Raw genomic sequence first — 17992 nt, 5'->3', positions numbered from 1 at the left:
CGTTTGCGGCACCGTGAGGAAACCCTTTCGGCGAACTTCGCGCGAATTAATCGTCGCCGGCGGCGGCCTCCGCCCCGTCTGTGGCGGCCGCGTCGTCCTCGATGCTCGGGGGGTACTTCCCGCGGTCGAGCTTCAGGTCCGACTGCGGGCGGGCCATGCACGTCAGCGCGTACCGCTCGGCCTCCTCCTCGGTGAGCGCGCGGGCGACGGCCGCCTGCTGGGCCACCTCGCCCTCGACGATCTCGGCGGTGCACGCGAGACACATCCCGACGCGGCAGGAGTACTCCTGGGCGATGCCCTCCTCGATGCACGCGTTCAGGATAGTCTGTGTGTCGGACACCTCGATCTCCTCGCCGGTGCCGACGAACTCCACCGTGTACTCGGTCATGGCTTCACGGTTCTCGGGTGCTCCCTTCTACGTTTCGCTCCGGTGTCCGCCGCCCCGCCGCGGTCGGTCCCGGTCGGCCGACACGATCCGGCGCGGCCGGCCCGCCGCCTACCGCCCCTCGAACTCGGGGTCGCGGTCCTCGACGAACGCCGCGACGCCCTCCGCGTGGTCGTCCGACTCCAGCACCGCCGCCTGCGCGCCCGCCTCGTGTTCGATCGCCTCGCCGATCGTCGCGAACTCCGAGCGAAGGAGCCGCTTGGAGGTCCGAAGCGCGACCGTCGGTCCCGACGCGATCCGATCGACCAGCATCGAGACGCGTGCCTCGAACTCGTCGTCGTCGACGGCGTGGTTCACGACACCCAACTCCTCGGCGCGTTCGGCGCCGAGCAGTTCGCCGGTGTACACCAGTTCCTTCGCGACGTTCTCGCCGACGAGTCGCGGGAGGAGATATGAGGTGCCGGAGTCGACCGCGAGGCCGACCTCGCGGAAACCGAACCCGATCTGTGCGTCCTCGTGGAGCGCGGTCACGTCGCAGGCGATCGCGAGGTTCGCGCCGGCGCCGAACGCCGGGCCGTCGACCTTGGCCACCGTCGGGAACTCGCACTCGTACACCCGCTTCACGCAGCGACCGATCTCGCCGATGATGTGGCGGACGGCGTCGTCGGTCGGGGCGTCCGTCTCCTGTCGCTCGACCATCGAGGCGATGTCGCCGCCGGCACAGAACGCCGGGCCCTCGCCCTCGACGACGACACAGCGGGCGTCGCCGCCCCGCAGGTCGTCGAGGGCCGCCTCGATCCCGTCGGTCATCGCCGTCGAGAGCGCGTTGCGCCGGTCCGGGTCGTTCAGGACGATCCGGGCGACGCCGCCGTCGCGTTCGAGCCTGACCGTCCCGTCCGAGAAGGTGGTCGCGTCGGACATACCGGGGCCACGCGGGGGCGGGGTATGGTCGTTTCCCCGGCCGCGGGCCCGACCCCGACCACGGCAGCGGTCGGTCGTCGCCCGGGACTCCCCGCCGGCGGGGTCGGCGACGGGCTCGTGACGGGGACCGGTCTCACTCCCCGCGGAGCTCGAACTTCTGGACCTTCCCGGTCGTCGTCCGCGGCAGTTCATCGACGAACTCGACCTCCCGCGGGTGCTTGTACTCCGCGAGGTTGTCGAGGCAGAACTGCTTGATCTCCTCGGGGGTCACGTCCGCGCCGGGGACGGCGACGACGAACGCCTTCACCGTCTCCCCGCGGCGCTCGTCGGGGATGCCCACGACGGCCGCGTCGGCGACGGCCTCGTGCTCGAAGAGCAACTCCTCGATCTCCCGCGGGTAGACGTTGTACCCCGCGGTGTTGATCATGTGCTTCTCGCGGTCGACGATGTAGTAGTAGCCGTCCGCGTCGTGGTAGCCGACGTCGCCGGTGTGGAACCACCGCTTCCCGTCGCGCTCGGTGAACGCCTCCTCGTTCGCCTCGGGCCGGTCGTGGTACCCCTTCATGACGTTCGGACCGTGGATCACCACCTCGCCGGTGATGTCGTCGAGTTCGACCTCCTCCTCGTCGACGGGCCCCTCGTCGACGGGGGCGACCTCCGCGAAGTCGTCGTCGACGACCATCGCCTCCACGCCCGGCAGCGTCTTGCCGATCGAGCCGACGCGACGGCCCGTCTCGGGCCTGTTGAAGTGCGTGACCGGACTCGTTTCGGTGAGGCCGTACCCCTCGTAGATCGTCGCGTCGTACAGCTCCTCGAACCGCCGGAGCACCTCCACGGGGATGCCCGAGCCGCCTACCCCGCACAGCCGCAGCGACGAGAGGTCGCGCTCGGCGGCGTCGGGCTGGTTGATCACGTCGTTGTACATCGCGGGCACGCCGTGCATGATCGTCAGCTCCTCGGCCTCGATGAGGTCGAACGCCTCCTGGGCGTCCCACGCCGGGAGGGGGTAGTAGGCGCCGCCGTCGAACAGCGTCGCGTTCATCACCACCGTCATGCCGTAGATGTGGAACAGCGGGAGGACCCCGAGCTGCTTGTCGTCGGTGGCGATCCCGCCGGGCATGAGCGAGGCCGACATCTCCGCGTTCGACGCGAGGTTGTCGTGCGTCAGGAGGACGCCCTTCGGCGTCCCGGTCGTCCCCGAGGTGTACGGCTGGCAGGCCACCTCGTCGTCGCCGCGGGCGACAGTCTCGTACCCGGGGTCGCCGCAGAACTCCTCGAAGGAGACGGTCCCCTCGACGGCCTGCCCGACCGTGACGACGGTGTGGACGTCGGTGTCCCCGCGGACCTCCGCCACGTGACCCGCGAGGTCCGGAAGCGTGACGACCACCTCCGCCCCGGAGTCGGTGAGCATGTGTTCGATCTCCCGCGCCTTGTACTGGGGATTCATGGGGACGACGACGCCCCCGGCCCGGAGCGTCCCGTGGAAGCCGATCACGAACTGCGGGAGGTTCGGGAGGTAGATCCCCACCCGCCCGCCGGGGTCGACGCCGGCCTCGTCCAGCCCCGCCGCGAACGCGCCGATCTGTCCCCACAGCTCCCGGTAGGCGATGTCGGCCCCGTCGTAGGAGACGGCCGTCTCCCCGGGGTGGTCCTCGACGGTCGAACCGACGTGCGTGACGAGGTTTGTCATGCCAAGCAACCGGTCGGCCGGTCGCGGCTAAAGTCTTTCCCGGTCGTTCACGAGGGTCCCGCCCGCCCGACGGGCGGTGCGTCGCATCGAAGTCGGTGCCGTCAAAGCCCGTCCGCTCCACGGACACGGCATGGACGACCCCACCGGTTCGCGCGGTTCCTCGGGAGTCCGCCCCGTCGGCCGCCGTCGACTCCTCGCGGCCGCGGGCGCCGGCCTCGCGGCGGCGCTCGCGGGCTGTTCCGGCGGCGGCTCGGGCGACGACGGCGGTTCGAACGGGACCGGCGGCTCGGAGCCGTACGACGGCTACCTCTCGGGCGCCGCCGGCTTCGACGGGTCGGTCGCCGACCGGACCGGACGCGAGGAGGTGTCGGTCGCCGTCGGCGCAGGCGACGGCTTCGCGTTCGACCCGGCGGCCGTTCGCGTCTCCCCCGGCACCACGGTCGTCTGGGAGTGGACGGGCGCGGGGAGTCGACACAACGTCGTCGCCGAGGACGGCGCCTTCGAGAGCGAGTACTACGCCGCCGAGGGGGCGACGTTCCCTCACGAGTTCGAGGACCCGGGCGTCACGAAGTACTACTGCACCCCCCACCGGAACCTCGGCATGAAGGGCGTGATCGAGGTCGTCGAGGGCTGACGATCCCGCTGACGGAACTGTTGCTCTCGCCGGCGGTGATCCACTACAGCAGGTCGTCGAACGCGTCGCCGGCGAGCCCCGCCCCCGGCGGGACCGCGATCCGCCCGTCCTCGACGGGGACCGGGTCCTCGTCGATCAGGTCCGCCGCGAGCAGGTCGCCCGTGGCGAGGCCGTGGGCGACGTCGGGGTATCCCTCGTCCCCGGCGCCGTCGTCTTCGTCCGCGCCGCCGGTGCTCTCGTCACCGTCCGGGAGCGCGGCGACGACGTGGACCGCCGCGGTCCGCGCGACCGCCGCGTCGACCGTGGTGGTGACCACCGGCGCGACCCCCGCGTGCGCCGCTGCGCGCCCGACCGCGAGCGCGCGGGAGGGCCCGCCCAGCGCCATCGGCTTCAGCACGACCGCGTCCGCCGCGCCGGCCGCGAGCGCGTCGCCGACGCCGTACCGCGTCAGCGACTCGTCCAGCGCGACCGGCGCGCCGACGCCCCGGAGGGCGGCGTGGCCCGCGAGGTCGGCCGCGGGGAGCGGCTGTTCGACGTACTCGACGAGCCCCGCGAGCGACGCGAGCGCCTCCCGGGCCTCCGCGCGGTCCCACGCACCGTTTGCGTCCGCGCGAAGCCTGACGGTCTCGCGCCCGGATCCTCCGTCGCCCCTGCCCCCGACAACCGCGTCGGCGACGGCCCGAACGCGCCGGACGTCCTCGGCGACGGGACGCGCACCGACCTTCAGCTTCAGCGTCCGGTACCCGGCCCCGACCGCGCGCTCGGCCGCGGCGACCGTCCCCTCCACGCCGGCGTCGCCGACGGTGGCGTTGACGGGCACCGACGCGGGCGCGTCGCCGTCGCGGGCGAGCGACGCCGCGACCGACTCCCCGCGGCGCCGGGCGACCGCGTCGCGGTACGCGAGCGTCACCGCGTGGCGCGCGGCGGGGGTGCCGGGCCCGGGCGGCGTCCCCTCGTCGCGGGCGCGTTCGAGGGCGGCGCGGCAGTCCGCGAGCGACTCCGTCCACCCCGGGAGCGGCGTCGCCTCCCCGACGCCGGGCGTCCCGCCGAGGTCGACGCGGACGAGCAGCCCCTCGCGGGCCGCGATGTCGCCGGCGGCCGTCGACAGCGGCGCGGTCAGGTCGAGCGCGAACCCGCGGAGCGCGACGACCGTCACAGCGCCAGCCCGAGCGCGAACAGCGCCGCGAACGCGGCGTGCAGCTTCCCGCACCGTTCCAGCGCGGGGTTGAGCGCCTCGCCGGCCGTCTCCGTGAGCACCGTCCGCGTCAGCGGGACCGCCAGCGGGAGCGTCAGCAGCGGCAGGAGGACGGCCGGGTCGCCGGTCGAGGTGAAGAAGACGACCGGGATCGCGTAGGCCATCCCGAGCAGGAGCACGAACTGCGCCCGCGAGAAGCCGTAGCCGAAGCGGACGGTGAGCGTGTTCTTGCCCGTCTCGGCGTCCTCCTCGCGGTCCCGGAGGTTGTTGACCACGAGGATGTCAGTCGCGATGGCCGCCACCGGGAGGGAGGCGACGACGGCGGCGAGGGGAACCAGCTCAGCCCGGGGGACGAGCGTGGCGAACTCGACGCCGAGGCGGGCGGCCGCCTGCACGTAGTACGTCCCGGTGACGGCGACGAGCCCGAAGAACAGGAACACGAACACGTCGCCGAGGCCGTGGTACGCGAGGGGGTAGGGGCCGCCGGTGTAGGCGACGCCCATCGCCACCGACACGAGCCCGACGATCAGGATGGGCAGGCCCGCGACCGCGACGAGGTAGGCGCCCACGAGTATCGCCGCGAGGAACGTGAGCCACATCGCACGCTTCACCTCCGCAGGCTCGATGAGCCCGCCCGCCGTGACGCGGGTGAACCCCTCGCGGTCCTCGGTGTCGGCGCCCTTGACCGCGTCGTAGTAGTCGTTCGCGAAGTTCGTCCCGATCTGGATCAGCGCGGCGCCCACCAGCGCCACGAGCGCCGGCAGGGGGGCGAACACCCCGTCGCGGACGGCCAGTCCCGTCCCCACGAGGACGGGCGCCAGCGCCGCCGGCATCGTCTGCGGGCGCGCGGCGATCACCCACGCCCGCCGCCTGGAGATGTCGGCCTGACTCGTCTCCGTACTCATTGGCGGCACTCGGGACGGACGGAGTATCAAGGGTGGGTTACGGCGGCGGTGGTCTCCCCGCCCCGTCCACCCCCTCCTCTCCCGTTCGGACGGCGCGGAACCGCCCTGTCGATCGCCCGGTATCGATCGGTCCGGCGGCATGTAGTATTATATAAATAACGGCTAAATATTTCGCCGCGCTCCGGATCGTATGAGCAGCGGGCATTCGCGGCGGTGGGTCTCAGATCGACGGTCGGCCTCGCGCCCTTGGCCGAGACGGTACCTCCCCGTACGGGATCTGACGCCCGTCCGTATCACGCTCATCTACGCGATGTTCGGGTTCGGCGCGCTGTTCCTCTCCGACGTGCTGTTCGTGCGCTACCTCTCGGAGCCGCTGCTCAGTCAGATACAGGCGCTCAAGGGCGGGATCGAGGTGGTCCTGACGGCCGCCCTGTTGTTCGTTCTGACGCGCCGTCGGGAGCGACAGCTCCAGCGCAGCATGCGGCGCCTGAACCACCAGCGGGAGGAACTCGATGTCCTCCACCGGGTGCTCCGACACAACCTCCGAAACGACCTGTGCGTGGTTCACGGGTACGCCGAGTTGGTCCGCGACTCCCTGCCCTCACCCTCGGCTTCCCTCCGGTCGAAGTGTGACGTGATCCTCGACACGGCCGAGGAGATGACGAGGTACACCGAGCAGGCCTCCCGGATCAACAAACTCGCCCACAGCGACGACCGGCGGACGGCGTACGACCTGACGGAGGAACTCCCGCGGTTGCTCGACGCCCATCCGCTGGTGACCGACGACGTCGAGGTCGCGGTGACGCTCCCCGAGGAGGCGGTCGTCGAGGTGGCCCCGCTGTTCGAGGAGGCGCTGACCGAGGCGATCGCGAACGCCGTCGAACACAACGACGCGGACCAGCCGCGGATAGAGATCGCGGTTCGGACCGGATCGTCCCCGCCACACCTGACGACGATCCGCATCGCGGACAACGGTCCGGGGATCCCGGCCACCGAACTCGACCCGCTTCGGACGGGGGAGGAGAAGCAGCTCCGCCACATCAGCGGCCTGGGGTTGTGGTTCCTCAAGTGGACGATCGCCCGCTCCGGGGGCGAACTCGCCTTCGAGGACAACGAGTCCGGCGGGACGACGGTCCGCGTTCGGGTCCCGAACGCGCCCACCGGGTTCGTCGGCTCGCTGCTCCTGTGACGGGAGACGACTGACCCGACCGCGATCGCTTCCGACACACTGTCGGTCGTTCGGCCGACGTACGCTCGGTCGTTCGGGTTTCGCGCCACCGGCGAGAGGGCGTCCGTCGCTCGGCCCGCCACGCATCGGACCGTGGCGATTCGACGGATGCCTGGTTCGATCCCCTCGGGACCGTCCGTATCCCGGCCAGCTATGAACTCGCCGTCCGACGCCCCCACATGGCCCGCGTTCCGTACGTCGACCCGGAGGACCTGCCCGAGGAGTACCGCGACCTCGTCGTCTCGAAGCTTCAGGGACGCCCCGTGAACGTCTACGCCGCCCTCGGCAACAACCCGGAGGTGCTGGCGGGGACCCGCGCGTTCCTCTCGTCGCTGTGGGAGTCCAGCGGCCTCGACGAGCGCGAGCGGGAACTCGTGATCCTGCTCGCCTCCGCCGAGAACGGCTGTCGCTACGAGTGGCACCAGCACGTCCGGATCGGCCGCGAGGCCGGCGTCGCCGCGGACGAGATGGCCGCCGTCGCCGACGGCGACTTCGACGCCTTCGACGACGACGAGGCGCTGCTGCTCCGGTACGCCCACGCCGCGCTCGGGCGCGAGGTCGACGACGCGCTCCACGAGGCGTTCGTCGCCGCCCGCGACGACGCGACGGCCGTCGGCGTGGCGTCGCTGGCGAACGGCTACACGGCACTGGCGGGCGTTCTCGACGCGCTCGACGTGGAGTTGGAGGAGGGAGACGAGTTCGTGGGGTGGGATCCGCGGGAGTAGGTAACGGTAGCGGTGCTGTCGCGGTAGCGGTGCTGTCGCGGTAGCGGTGCTGTCGCGGTAGCGGTGCTGTCGCGGTAGCGGTGCTGTCGCGGTAGCGGTGCTGTCGCGGTAGCGGTGCTGTCGCGGTAGCGGTGCTGTCGCGGTAGCGGTGTGGAAAGCACCAGTAATTGTACCGCGAGCGAGGCCGGAGTTCTCGTGAGCGCGGCGAACGAGAGCACGGAAGACGAGCGAAGCGAGTCTTCCGGAGGCCGAGCGAGCGGCCTTTTGGCATGAACGGGTTTTCGCCGAGCGGTTCCCGCAGGCCGCCGAAGGCGGCCGAGGAAACCCGAGGCGAAAAGAGGTTCGTTAGTAGTGCCAGGGGAACTGGTCGAAGTCGGGTTCGCGCCCCTCTAGGAACGCGTCCCGGCCCTCCTGCGCCTCCGGCGTCATGTACGCCAGCCGGGTCGCCTCCCCGGCGAACACCTGTTGGCCGACCATGCCGTCGTCGGTCATGTTGAACGCGAATTTCAGCATCCGCATCGCCGTCGGCGACTTGCTCGTCATCTCGTCGGCCCACTCCAGGGCCACGTCCTCCAACTCGTCGTGGGGGATCGCCTCGTTCGCCATCCCCATGTCGACGGCCTCCTCCGCGGAGTAGGTCTTCCCCCGGAAGAACACCTCCCGTGCCTTCTTCTGGCCGACCTGCTTGGCGAGGTACGCCGAGCCGAAGCCGCCGTCGAAGCTCGCCACGTCCGGGTCCGTCTGGAGGAACTTCGCGTGTTCCTCGCTGGCGAGCGTGAGGTCACAGACCACGTGCAGGGAGTGGCCGCCGCCGACCGCCCAGCCCGGTACCACCGCGACGACGGGCTTGGGCATGAAGCGGATGAGCCGCTGGACCTCGAGGACGTGGAGGCGGCCGGCCTTCGCCTCCCGGACCAGCTCGTCGTCGGACTCGTCGGCCTCGTCGTCGTCGCGGTACTCGTAGCCCGACTCGCCCCGGACCGACTGGTCGCCGCCCGAGCAGAACGCCCAGCCGCCGTCCTTCGGCGACGGGCCGTTCCCCGTCAGGAGGACACAGCCCACGTCCGCACGCTTGCGGGCGTCGTCGAGCGCGGCGTACAGCTCGTCGACGGTGCCGGGACGGAACGCGTTTCGCTTCTCCGGCCGGTCGAACGCGACCCGGACTGTCGGCGAGTCGACCGCGCGGTGGTAGGTGACGTCGTCGAACGCGTCGCTGCCGTCGACCGGCTCCCACCGGTCCGGGTCGAACAGCTCCGAGACGCTGCCCGGGTTGTCGCTGTCGCTCATGTCCGGACGCGCGGCCGGAGCGCGCAAAAAGGTGCGCGTGTCGTGGCGCCGGAACGCGCGTCGCGTCGGCGGTCGCGGCACCCCCGCCGTCACCGGGGACGGGCCGTCGTCGTCGCGGCCGCTACCGTCGCGGTCGTCACCGGCTCCGCCGGTTCCGCTCGCGGTCGGCGCGCAGGACGTCCCAGTCCCGCGGCCGGGCGCGCGGTCCGCCGCCGGTGGCCCGCACGACCCCGGCCGCGGCGACGGGGAACCCGACGCCGAGCGCGGCCCCGAGGGTTCCGGTCGCAGCCGCCCCGACCGCCGACTCGCCCCATCCCGGCGTCGGGCCGGCGGTGGCGAGGAGCGCGAGGGCGACGACCGCGAGGTTGTAGTAGCCGACCCGCACGAGGAGCATTCGGCCCGTCCCGTCGGGCCACGGCGGGAGCCCCCGGCGGCCCCCGCGCCCCGAGAGGCGGTTCCCGCGGACGACCGCGAGGGCGACGACGAGCGCGACGTAGCCCGCCAGCATGGCCGGCGACGCTCGCGGCGGCACCGACAGCGCCGCCCACACCAGCGCCGGCACCGCGATCAGGCCGTGCTCGCCGAGGGCGTCGAAGACGTCCTCCAGGAGCCGGCCCGTCCGGTCCGTGCGCTCGCGGGGGCGGACCTTGCGCCGCTCGGTGGCCTCGTCGGTGCCGCGCGATCCCATACGTCGAGTGGGTGCTCGGACGGCAAAAACCGTCGCCCCGATCCCCCCGGTACGCCACCGTCGCCTCCGGGGTCACCCGCTACCGGGGATCCGACCCGGGCTCACCCGAGGTCCGCGACGCGTTCGGCGACCGTCTCCGCGAGGTCCTCGCGGACGCGGTGGCTCGCCTCCGCGTCGCTCGTCACCTCGATGACGTGGGTCCCCTCGCTCGCGACGCTCTCGCGGTACAACTCGCGGAAGCCGTCGCGATCCTCGCCGTCGACGCGGGCGAACGAGAGGTCGTAGAGGTCCCCGGTCGGCTCGAAGTCGAGGCCGTGGGGCGTCTTAAACTGCGCCGTGAACGGCGGGTCGAAGTCCTCGATGGGCAGCATGTGGAAGATGCCGCCGCCGTCGTTGTTCACCAGGACGACCGTCGCGTCCACGTCACAGCGCTCCAGCGCGAGCAGGCCGTTCGTGTCGTGGTAGTACGCCAGGTCGCCCGTCACGAGCGTCAGGTCGTCGGTCGTGGCCGATCCGGCGCCCAGCGCCGTCGAGACGACGCCGTCGATGCCGGAGGCGCCGCGGTTCCCGAGCATCGTGAGCCCCTTCGCCGCGGGCGCCGCGAAGCGGTCGGCGTCCCGAACGGGCATGGAGTTCGAGACGAACACGGTCGCGGGCTCGGGCGCCAACTCGGCCACGTCCGCGAGGACGCGCCCCTCGAAGAAGCGGTCCTCCGCGGCGACGGCGTCCCAGTGGACTTCCTCGGCGGCCTCCCACCGCTCGCGCCACGCCGTCGAGTCCGGGCCGCCGACCTGCCGGGAGAGCGCGCCGCACAGCCGGGAGGGGTCGGCGACGACTAGGTCCGTCGCCGCGAACTCGGCCTCGCGCCACCCGCCGGCGGGGTCGACGACGAGCTGTCGGGCCCCGCTGTCCGCGAGGTACCGCCGCAGGGGCTTCGAGGTGGGCGAGGCGCCGAACCGCAGAACCACCTCCGGGTCGGGCCAGCCGTCGGGCGCCCCGTCGGCGAGCACGCCGTCGTAGCCGCCGAGGACGGGCGCCACCCGCGTCGCGGAGCCGAACCGGAGCCCCGAGAGCGGGTCCGCGAGCAGGGGGAACCCCGTCGCGTGCGCCAGCGCCGTCACCGCCTGCGGGTCCGGACCGGGGGGGTCCGCCGGCCCGGCGACGATCAGGCCGCGTTCCGTCTCCAGCGCCCGCGCCAGCCGCCGGATGTCGCGGTCGTCGGGCATCGGGTGGCCGGCGGTCGTGGAGACGAACGCCCGGTCGCCGTCGCGGCCCTCGGCCGCCAGTTCGGGGAGGTCGTCGGGCACGTCGCCGTCGACCTCGACGGGCTCCAGCGGCTTGCGGAACGGGACGTTCAGGTGCACCGGCCCCGCCGGGGTCCCCTCGGCGGTCGAGACGGCGCGGGCGACGTTCGTACGCAGGGAGCGGAGCTTGCGGTCGTCGGCTTCGGGCTCCGGCAGGTCCTTGTACCACCGGACGGCGTCGCCGTACAGCTTCTCCTGGTCGACGGTCTGGTTGGCGCCGGAGTCGCGCAGCTCGGGCGGTCGATCCGCCGTGAGCAGCAGCAGCGGCACCCGCGAGTTGGCCGCCTCCATCACCGCGGGGTGGAAGTTCGCGGCGGCGGTGCCGGAGGTGCACACCAGCGGCGTCACCGCGCCCGTCCGGCGGGCCCGGCCGAGCGCGAAGAACGCCGAGGCGCGCTCGTCGAGGTGCGAGTAGACGTGGACGTCGGGGTGCTCTGCGAACGCGACGGTCAGGGGCGTCGAGCGCGACCCGGGGGTGACGCAGACGGCGTCGACGCCGGCGGCGGCGAGTTCGTCGGCGACGGCGCGACCCCACAGCGTGTTCCGGTTCGGCGCGCGCGCGGTCATGTCGGCGGCTTCGACCGGCGCCCGGATAAACCGCGCGTCACCGGCGCGCCCCCCGACGACGCTCGTCGGATCCGGACGCCCCCGAGATCCGGCCGGACGGGCCCGTGCGACCCCCCGGAAACCAGATACTTCTGTCGCCGCCGCGTTCGGTGAGGCATGCAGCTCTCGGAAGCGCGCGAGGCGTTCGAGGACCGGCTCTCGTTCCCCGTCGACCGGGAGCCCGTCCGCGGCCGCGTCGGCGACGTCCGTCTCGAGGCACCGAACGGCGAGGACACCTCCGTCGGGGCGGTGCTCGAGAGGGCCGAGACGCCCGAGTTCGCGTCCGCCGGGGAGCTCCACGACACCGTGACGTCCTTCGTCGACGACGCGTTCGTCGGGCGAAAGCACTACGACGACCGCGGCGGCGGGGGCGAGCGGCGCGACGACGAGCAGTCGTTCTGACCGACGGCTACGCGAGGTCTCGTGGGGAAGCGGTCGTCACCCCATCAGCCGGCCGTGCTCGACCTTCATGCAGCGGTCCTGGGTCGCGAGCAGGCCGCCCTCCTCGGCGCGCGCGAGCGCCTCGTCGTCGGTGATGCCGAGCTGGAGCCACACGCCCTCGATATCGCCGCGGTCCTCGTGGCGCGCGAGCACCTCGTCGACGATCCCCGACACCTCCTCGCTCGGGCGGAACACGTCCACGAGTTCGATCTCCTCCGCCACGTCCGCCAGCGAGTCGTACGCCTCGCGTCCGAGGATCTCGTCGGCGTAGGGGTTCACCGGGATCACCTCGTAGCCGTGCTCCTGCAGGTACTTCGGGATGTCGTGGGCGGCCTTGCCGGGCGTGCTCGAACAGCCGACGACCGCGACGGGGTCCATCGAGAGCAGTTCGCGCAGGCCGTCGTCGTCGGTGACTGGCATACCTGTGACTCGGCCGCGATCGGGCAAAAGGGTTCGTACGGGTCCGTCCCGGAACCTACGAGTTCGCCAGGCGGACCGTCGGCTCCCCGTCCTCGCTCGTCTCGATGATCCCGTCGAACAGCTGTTTCAGCGTGTTCATCGTCTGGTCGTCGTGGGCCGTCGAGTCGATGCAGTAGAGCCCGAGGCCGTCGACGCTCTGGATCCGCCCGGTGAACACGTGCAGGAACCGGAACACCGTCTGCAGGTCCGAGTACATCAGCAGCGTCGACAGCGAGTGGACCATCACGCGGTTCTTCCGGATCCCGCGGTCCTTGTAGAACGCCTCCAGGAACTCCGAGAGCTTGATCCCGATCCCGGTCATGTCGACCGGGGAGGAGGTGTACTTGATGCGGTCGCTGTCGCGCACGTCGTTGACGCCCTGCTGGCGGCTGACGGTGTCGACGACGGCGACCGGCCGACCCTCGTACGGCTCGCGCTTGGCGAACTGCTTGAGCAGGCGGTCGGCGGAGTCCTTCGTGGTCACCATGATCGCGCCCTCGCCGTCGCGCGTCCCCTCCGCGAGCACGTCCAGGGCGAGTTCACGCTTGCCGCTCAGCGGCGGGCCGGTGACGAGGACGTTCGATCCCGGCTCAATCTCGCTGCCGAGGGCCTCGACCTCATACATACGGCGCCTCCGCGGAGGATCCGGCGCCGACGGCGCGCTCTCGCGGGCTCGTGGTCCGCTCCGTCTCGCCGGGAGTCATCCAACTACCCACACGTTGCTGTGAGCCGGTATTATTCTTTATGATTGGATGGGCGACGTGACCGCCCTCCGTCGGCGCGATCACGCGACCACCGTCGCGGCCCGCCCGGCGACGAACGCCAGCGCCGCCAGGAAGGTCCCGCGCTTGATCCATCGCTGGGCCGTCGCGGGGTCACGAAATCCCGAGACCGTCGCGCCCAACATCACCGCGTCCGCGGGGATCACCACCGCGAGGTACGCGACCCCGAACGTCCCGCCGAGGTACGGGAGCGCGCTCGCCAGCGTCGCCGCGGCCATCGCGACCGTCGCCAGCGCGACGGCCGGCCGCTCGCCGACGACGATCGGGAGCGTCCGCAGGCCCTCCTCGCGGTCGCCCGCGACGTCCTCCACGTCCTTGACGACCTCGCGGGCGAACGTCGCCGTCGCCGCGAGGCCGAACAGCGTCCACGTCGGCGGCGCGATCGGTCCGACCGCGGCCGCGCCGAACAGGAACGTCGAGCCGGTGAGGTACGCGACGACGACGTTGCCGACGGCCGGCAGTCCCTTGAACAGCTGCGTGTACGCCAGCAGCGCCAGCAGGTTCACGACCGCGATCGCCAGCGCCAGCGGCGGCAGCGACAGCGCCGCCGCGGTGGCGACGGCGAACAGCGCCGCCGCGAACGCCGCGGCCGCCCGCGCGGACACGCGACCGCTCGGTATCGGCCGGTCCGGGCGGTTCACCGCGTCGATCTCGCGGTCGAAGTAGTCGTTGACGGCGTTTCCGGCACCGGTCGCCGCCATCGTCGCCACGACCGCGAGCGCGACGGCGACGGGCGAGTCGAGGCCGCCCGCCACGAACGACCCGACGAACGTGAGCGCGCCCGCCGCGACCGCGTTGCCGACGCGGGCGAGTTCGAGGTAGCCGCCGAGCGTCCGAGTCGCCTCCATCGGTCCCGTTCACCGGCCCCCCGGGGATAAAGGGCGCGGGACGCGTCCGCGGTTCGTCGGTCGGGGACCGGTCCCGTTCCCGCGGCCGGGTCCCCCTCGGCACGAAGCGCGGGACTTAAGCGGCCCAGTCCGATACTGTCCGGTACGGGCGCTTAGCTCAGCCTGGACAGAGTACTTGGCTTCGGACCAAGCTGCCGCGGGTTCAAATCCTGCAGCGCCCATGTTTTCGCGGCTTCATTCGCCTACAACCCCCTTCCTCGGATAGCGGCCCGCTCGCGTACGAAATCCGGAGAGTACGGGTCGCGGGCACCGTCACGTCACGAAGCGACGACATATCGAGCGAAAAGTCTGTCTGTGGCGGAGCCCATACTCGATCCCTCCGGGACGATCACGGGCTGTATATTCGACATCTCCGCGTCATACCGGCGGTCGTACCGGACCGGCCTCGACTCATAACAAAGGGTCGCGGCCCTGTACGGTCACACGTGACGGCGGTCCGTCACACACCGGAGGACACAGGACATGGCAACCACACCGGCGACCGATTCGTCCGACGACACCGTCGCGGAGATCGAGGAGACGCTGGGTATCGTCCCGGAGTTCTTCGAGAACCTGAACGAGGACGACCTCGTCGACGAGTGGCCGACGTTCAAGCGGATGGGGTTGGCCGACACGGTCATCCCGGACAAGTACAAGGAACTGATCAACCTCGCGGTCGCGGCCACGCTGAAGTGCCCGTACTGCACGCACTTCCACCGGAGGGCGGCGCGGATGCACGGCGCCACCGACGAGGTGCTCTCGGAGGTATCGTTCCTTGCGGGGTACACGCCGCGGTACAGCGGTATGCTCCACGCGCAGGACTACGACCTGAACACGTTCGAGGACGAGTGCGATCAGATCGCCGCCCATCTGGAGAAACAGATGGCGGTCGACGACTGATCGCGACCGGCTTTTCGTTCGTTCCGGGGTCCCGTCATCGACCGCTCGGGGCCGGCCTCCGGCTCGTATCGGAGGACGCGTCGACCGAACCGACGGTCGGCCCCCGGGCTGCTATGCCGGACCGCCCGCAGGAGGAGAGGCGGACCCGGAAGTCCCGACGAACGGCGACCCCACCGTCGGGCGGGAACCGGTCATCCGGCGTGGCGGCGACGACGTGCGACAAGGGCGCACCCGACGAGCGCGAGGACCGTGACCGCGGTCCGATTCGGTACCGCTGTCGGTGTCGGGGATCGATCGGACTCGCTCGGATTCCCGAGGGGGAACGGATCGACTCGACAGGAGATTATCGGATCCGTGGTACTACCGAACAACTATCCGATCGTTGTCACCTACCTGCGTCCGGCTACTCCCCGTCCAGCAGGCCCATGTCCTCGGCGACGAGGTCGGCGATCCGGTCCGCGATCGCGGGGTCGACGCCTGCGATCTCCTCGCCGCCGTGGCGCGTCTCGTTGTGGCGGTCGAGCTGCGTCGCGAGGTCGGACAGCGGGACGCGCGTCCGCGTGTCGCACTCCTCGCAGACGATGGGCACGGTCGGGTCGTCGTCCCCGTCGGTGGGCATGCATCCCCCTCGGGCGAGCGTCACCCTAAACCGGTCGGTCCCGTCGTCGTCGCCCGGACTCCCCCGCCGGGCTCGTCTCACCCGAGCCGCGTCGGGTCGATCGCGTCCCCAAGGTCGTCCAGCCGGTCGCAGTCGGTGACGCCCGCCAGCAGCACCGTCACCCGGAACTCGTCGGCCCGGGGGTCGGGGAGGTCGCCCCACCTGATCTGGGGGACGCCGGTCTCGTCCTCGACGATCCCGCGCGCCCGCTCGAGGCCGCGGCGGCTGAGCCAGGCCGGGGGCGCGTGGAACACGACGGCCGCCCGCGACGCGCTCGTGGGGTCGCACGCGAGGCTGAGGCGGTGGGTCACGGCCTTTCGCGCCGCGTTGGCCGCGGCCGACACCGCCTCGCCCTCGTCGACCTCCGGGTCGTCCGCCCCGGCGATACGGTCGAGCAGGCCGCCGACAACCCCCTCGCGCCGGCCGTTGTCCACCGCGGTCCCCGCCGCGCCGAGCACCGACACGCCGCCGGCGCCGAGGGTGTTCCCGAGTTCGCTGGCGTCGAGCACGCGCTCGGGTACCGGGTCGGACGCCTCCCCGGCGGCGAACAGCGCGCCCAGCCGCGCCGCCACGTCCGCGTCCAGGCGGGGCCAGGCGGCCGCGTACGGCGCGCCGGCCGCGCGCCACACGTCCAGATCCGCGAGCACCAGGTCGTCGCAGGCGGCGGCGAGCGCCCGGACCGCGCCGGCGGCGTTGGAATCCAGCGGACGGTCCGGACCGTCGAGCGCGTCGGCCTCGGCGCCCTCGTCGCCACGGCCGTCCCCCGCTCCGCCCTTCACCCGCGCCGGGTCGCCGACCCCGACCGCGCCGCCGTCGCCGCCGGCCTCCTCGGTGCCCGGGAGGACCCCGACGGCGTACACCGGCGACCCGGTCAACTGGTCGAGCAGGTCCGCCACCGCGGGCGCGACGGCGGCGCCGGTGCCGCCACCGAGCGCGGCGCACACGAGCGTCGCGTCGACGCTCCCCACGGGGACCGCGTCGACGGCGGCCCGGAGTTCGGGGCGCTCCTCGCGAGCGATCTCGGCGGCCAGATCCGCGTCGCCGGCGGTCCCCTCGCCGTCGACGTGGACGGCGCCGAGGAGGTGTCTGTGATCCTCGGCGACGCCGTCGAGCGACGCGAGGGCACCGGCGTCGGTGTCGAGCGCGACCGCCGCGGCCAGGTAGCCGTCCGCCCGGGCGGCGTCGTCCGCGACCAGCGCGTCCGCGAGCGCGCTCCCGCCCCCGCCGACGCCGACGACTCCGATTCGCATACTGTCCATCCCCCGCCGCCGGGCGCATAACCGTGACGGCGGCGGGCACCCCGCGAGGCGTCCCGGGAGACTGAGGCGGAGGGGCGCCGGACGGGGCGGGGGCCGCGTCGGTCCGGATCCGAACCCGAACTCGGCCGCGGACCGCCGCGGGGAAAGCCGTATGTCCGAAGCCGCCGTCCCCCGGACATGGTCGAACTCGTGTCCGTCGCGGCTGTCGCAGACAACGGCGTCATCGGCGACGACGGCGAACTCCCGTGGTCATCCATCCCCGCCGACAAGGAACAGTACCGAGAGCGGATCGCGAACGACCCGGTGATCCTCGGGCGCACGACGTTCGAGTCGATGCTCGACGACCTCCCCGGGTCCGCCCAGATCGTGGTCTCGCGGAGCCGCGACTCCTTCGACGTGGACACCGCCCGCCACGCCGCCGACCCGGACGAGGCGGTCGCGGTCGCCGAGTCCCTCGGCGCCGACACCGCCTACGTCATCGGCGGCGCGGCGATATACGACCTGTTCCAGCCCCGGGTCGACCGGATGGTCCTCAGCCGCGTCCACGGCGAGTACGAGGGCGACTCGTATTTCCCCGAGTGGGACGAGGCCGACTGGGACCTCGTCGACTCCACGGAGTACGACCGGTTCACCCTGGAGGAGTGGGTCCGGGCCGACGGCGGGTGACCGCCGCGGGCCCGACCGGCCGGGGGTGACGCGCCGCGAGGTCGCGTTCGCCAGACCCGATATTTCGGGTCCATCGGGCGCGCTTCGGGGGATCTGGCGCGCGCCCGGGAACGCCGTCCGGGCGGCGTGACTGGACGCGCCCACGCGATCGCCCGACGGATCCCCGAACGAACGTCCGGTTTTCACACCGTCCGGCCGGAAGACAACGTCCTTTAGGAGACAATATCCGTCGTAGTATTGGCTTTCTGTCCGGTGTTCGTACGTAAAACTGGTCGATCGTTCGCAGAAATAGTTAACACCGTGACTTCCGAGCGGACGACCGAAGATGCGTTTCACAACGGAACACGGCGAATTAATGAACGATAATTGGGT

Annotated in this window: 19 protein-coding genes and 1 tRNA gene; 7 read left to right on the top strand and 13 right to left on the bottom strand. The window is 72.0% G+C overall.

Annotated elements, in window-relative coordinates; all coding sequences use genetic code 11:
* Positions 1–46: 46 nt before the first annotated feature.
* The 3 genes from ACQUQ1_RS13465 to ACQUQ1_RS13455 all read right to left on the bottom strand — a co-directional run bounded on the left by ACQUQ1_RS13465 (position 47) and on the right by ACQUQ1_RS13455 (position 2996).
* Positions 47–388: a 2Fe-2S iron-sulfur cluster-binding protein gene (locus ACQUQ1_RS13465; RefSeq protein WP_435064819.1), complete on the bottom strand. Its 342-nt coding sequence runs from the start codon at positions 386–388 to the stop codon at positions 47–49.
* A 108-nt stretch (positions 389–496) separates the two neighbouring features.
* Positions 497–1306, bottom strand: a complete 810-nt coding sequence (locus ACQUQ1_RS13460) for an enoyl-CoA hydratase/isomerase family protein (protein WP_435064818.1) — start codon at positions 1304–1306, stop codon at positions 497–499.
* A 133-nt stretch (positions 1307–1439) separates the two neighbouring features.
* Positions 1440–2996 carry a long-chain-fatty-acid--CoA ligase gene (locus tag ACQUQ1_RS13455; RefSeq protein ID WP_435064817.1) on the bottom strand — a complete coding sequence of 519 codons (1557 nt, stop codon included), beginning with the start codon at positions 2994–2996 and terminating at the stop codon, positions 1440–1442.
* A 130-nt stretch (positions 2997–3126) separates the two neighbouring features.
* Here ACQUQ1_RS13455 and ACQUQ1_RS13450 point away from each other — a divergent pair, with 130 nt between their 5' ends.
* Positions 3127–3630, top strand: coding sequence for a halocyanin domain-containing protein (locus tag ACQUQ1_RS13450; RefSeq protein ID WP_435064816.1), 504 nt, complete (start codon positions 3127–3129; stop codon positions 3628–3630).
* Between the two features lie 43 nt (positions 3631–3673).
* Here ACQUQ1_RS13450 and ACQUQ1_RS13445 read toward each other — a convergent pair whose 3' ends face one another.
* Positions 3674–4786 carry a mandelate racemase/muconate lactonizing enzyme family protein gene (locus ACQUQ1_RS13445; RefSeq protein ID WP_435064815.1) on the bottom strand — a complete coding sequence of 371 codons (1113 nt, stop codon included), beginning with the start codon at positions 4784–4786 and terminating at the stop codon, positions 3674–3676.
* Positions 4783–5730, bottom strand: a complete 948-nt coding sequence (locus ACQUQ1_RS13440) for a 1,4-dihydroxy-2-naphthoate polyprenyltransferase (RefSeq protein ID WP_435064814.1) — start codon at positions 5728–5730, stop codon at positions 4783–4785. Before ACQUQ1_RS13440 ends, ACQUQ1_RS13445 begins: the two co-directional genes overlap by 4 nt.
* 190 nt (positions 5731–5920) lie before the next feature.
* Between ACQUQ1_RS13440 and ACQUQ1_RS13435 the strand changes: the two genes are divergently transcribed.
* Positions 5921–6919, top strand: coding sequence for a sensor histidine kinase (locus ACQUQ1_RS13435; RefSeq protein ID WP_435064813.1), 999 nt, complete (start codon positions 5921–5923; stop codon positions 6917–6919).
* 218 nt (positions 6920–7137) lie between these two features.
* Entirely contained in the window at positions 7138–7683 is a 546-nt protein-coding gene (locus tag ACQUQ1_RS13430) for a carboxymuconolactone decarboxylase family protein (protein WP_435064812.1), read from the top strand.
* Between the two features lie 345 nt (positions 7684–8028).
* Here ACQUQ1_RS13430 and ACQUQ1_RS13425 read toward each other — a convergent pair whose 3' ends face one another.
* The 3 genes from ACQUQ1_RS13425 to menD form a co-directional block, all read right to left on the bottom strand.
* On the bottom strand, positions 8029–8970 hold the full coding sequence (locus tag ACQUQ1_RS13425) for a 1,4-dihydroxy-2-naphthoyl-CoA synthase (protein ID WP_435064811.1): 942 nt from the start codon (positions 8968–8970) through the stop codon (positions 8029–8031).
* 136 nt (positions 8971–9106) lie between these two features.
* On the bottom strand, positions 9107–9658 hold the full coding sequence (locus tag ACQUQ1_RS13420; RefSeq protein ID WP_435064810.1) for a hypothetical protein: 552 nt from the start codon (positions 9656–9658) through the stop codon (positions 9107–9109).
* Between the two features lie 101 nt (positions 9659–9759).
* The gene (menD, locus tag ACQUQ1_RS13415) at positions 9760–11529 is read right to left on the bottom strand and encodes a 2-succinyl-5-enolpyruvyl-6-hydroxy-3-cyclohexene-1-carboxylic-acid synthase (protein WP_435064809.1); all 1770 of its coding nucleotides are present in this window, start codon (positions 11527–11529) and stop codon (positions 9760–9762) included.
* Between the two features lie 156 nt (positions 11530–11685).
* Between menD and ACQUQ1_RS13410 the strand changes: the two genes are divergently transcribed.
* Positions 11686–11970, top strand: a complete 285-nt coding sequence (locus ACQUQ1_RS13410) for a DUF5789 family protein (protein WP_435064808.1) — start codon at positions 11686–11688, stop codon at positions 11968–11970.
* 36 nt (positions 11971–12006) lie between these two features.
* Here the strand turns inward: ACQUQ1_RS13410 and ACQUQ1_RS13405 are convergent, their stop codons facing one another.
* The 3 genes from ACQUQ1_RS13405 to ACQUQ1_RS13395 all read right to left on the bottom strand — a co-directional run bounded on the left by ACQUQ1_RS13405 (position 12007) and on the right by ACQUQ1_RS13395 (position 14098).
* Complete coding sequence (locus ACQUQ1_RS13405) at positions 12007–12429, bottom strand: CoA-binding protein (protein WP_435064807.1); 423 nt, start codon at positions 12427–12429, stop codon at positions 12007–12009.
* A gap of 55 nt (positions 12430–12484) precedes the next feature.
* Positions 12485–13093, bottom strand: a complete 609-nt coding sequence (locus tag ACQUQ1_RS13400) for an RAD55 family ATPase (RefSeq protein WP_435064806.1) — start codon at positions 13091–13093, stop codon at positions 12485–12487.
* Between the two features lie 159 nt (positions 13094–13252).
* Entirely contained in the window at positions 13253–14098 is an 846-nt protein-coding gene (locus ACQUQ1_RS13395; protein WP_435064805.1) for a geranylgeranylglycerol-phosphate geranylgeranyltransferase, read from the bottom strand.
* A 146-nt stretch (positions 14099–14244) separates the two neighbouring features.
* On the opposite strand from ACQUQ1_RS13395, the gene ACQUQ1_RS13390 reads away from it, so the two are divergent.
* Together ACQUQ1_RS13390 and ACQUQ1_RS13385 are read left to right on the top strand one after the other, a co-directional pair.
* Positions 14245–14319 (top strand) — tRNA-Arg (locus ACQUQ1_RS13390).
* A 301-nt stretch (positions 14320–14620) separates the two neighbouring features.
* Positions 14621–15037, top strand: coding sequence for a carboxymuconolactone decarboxylase family protein (locus ACQUQ1_RS13385; RefSeq protein WP_435064804.1), 417 nt, complete (start codon positions 14621–14623; stop codon positions 15035–15037).
* Positions 15038–15440: 403 nt separating this feature from the next.
* Here the strand turns inward: ACQUQ1_RS13385 and ACQUQ1_RS13380 are convergent, their stop codons facing one another.
* Both ACQUQ1_RS13380 and ACQUQ1_RS13375 read right to left on the bottom strand, forming a co-directional pair.
* Positions 15441–15656: a hypothetical protein gene (locus ACQUQ1_RS13380; RefSeq protein WP_435064803.1), complete on the bottom strand. Its 216-nt coding sequence runs from the start codon at positions 15654–15656 to the stop codon at positions 15441–15443.
* Positions 15657–15733: 77 nt separating this feature from the next.
* Positions 15734–16945 (bottom strand): hypothetical protein, encoded by a 1212-nt coding sequence (locus ACQUQ1_RS13375; RefSeq protein ID WP_435064802.1) that lies wholly within the window; start codon positions 16943–16945, stop codon positions 15734–15736.
* Positions 16946–17131: 186 nt separating this feature from the next.
* Between ACQUQ1_RS13375 and ACQUQ1_RS13370 the strand changes: the two genes are divergently transcribed.
* Complete coding sequence (locus tag ACQUQ1_RS13370; RefSeq protein ID WP_435064801.1) at positions 17132–17620, top strand: dihydrofolate reductase; 489 nt, start codon at positions 17132–17134, stop codon at positions 17618–17620.
* Positions 17621–17992: the final 372 nt, after the last annotated feature.

It is taken from the genome of Halobaculum sp. EA56 (genome assembly GCF_051195075.1).
GTDB lineage: Archaea > Halobacteriota > Halobacteria > Halobacteriales > Haloferacaceae > Halobaculum.
This window is presented reverse-complemented; position numbering and strand designations above follow the sequence as displayed.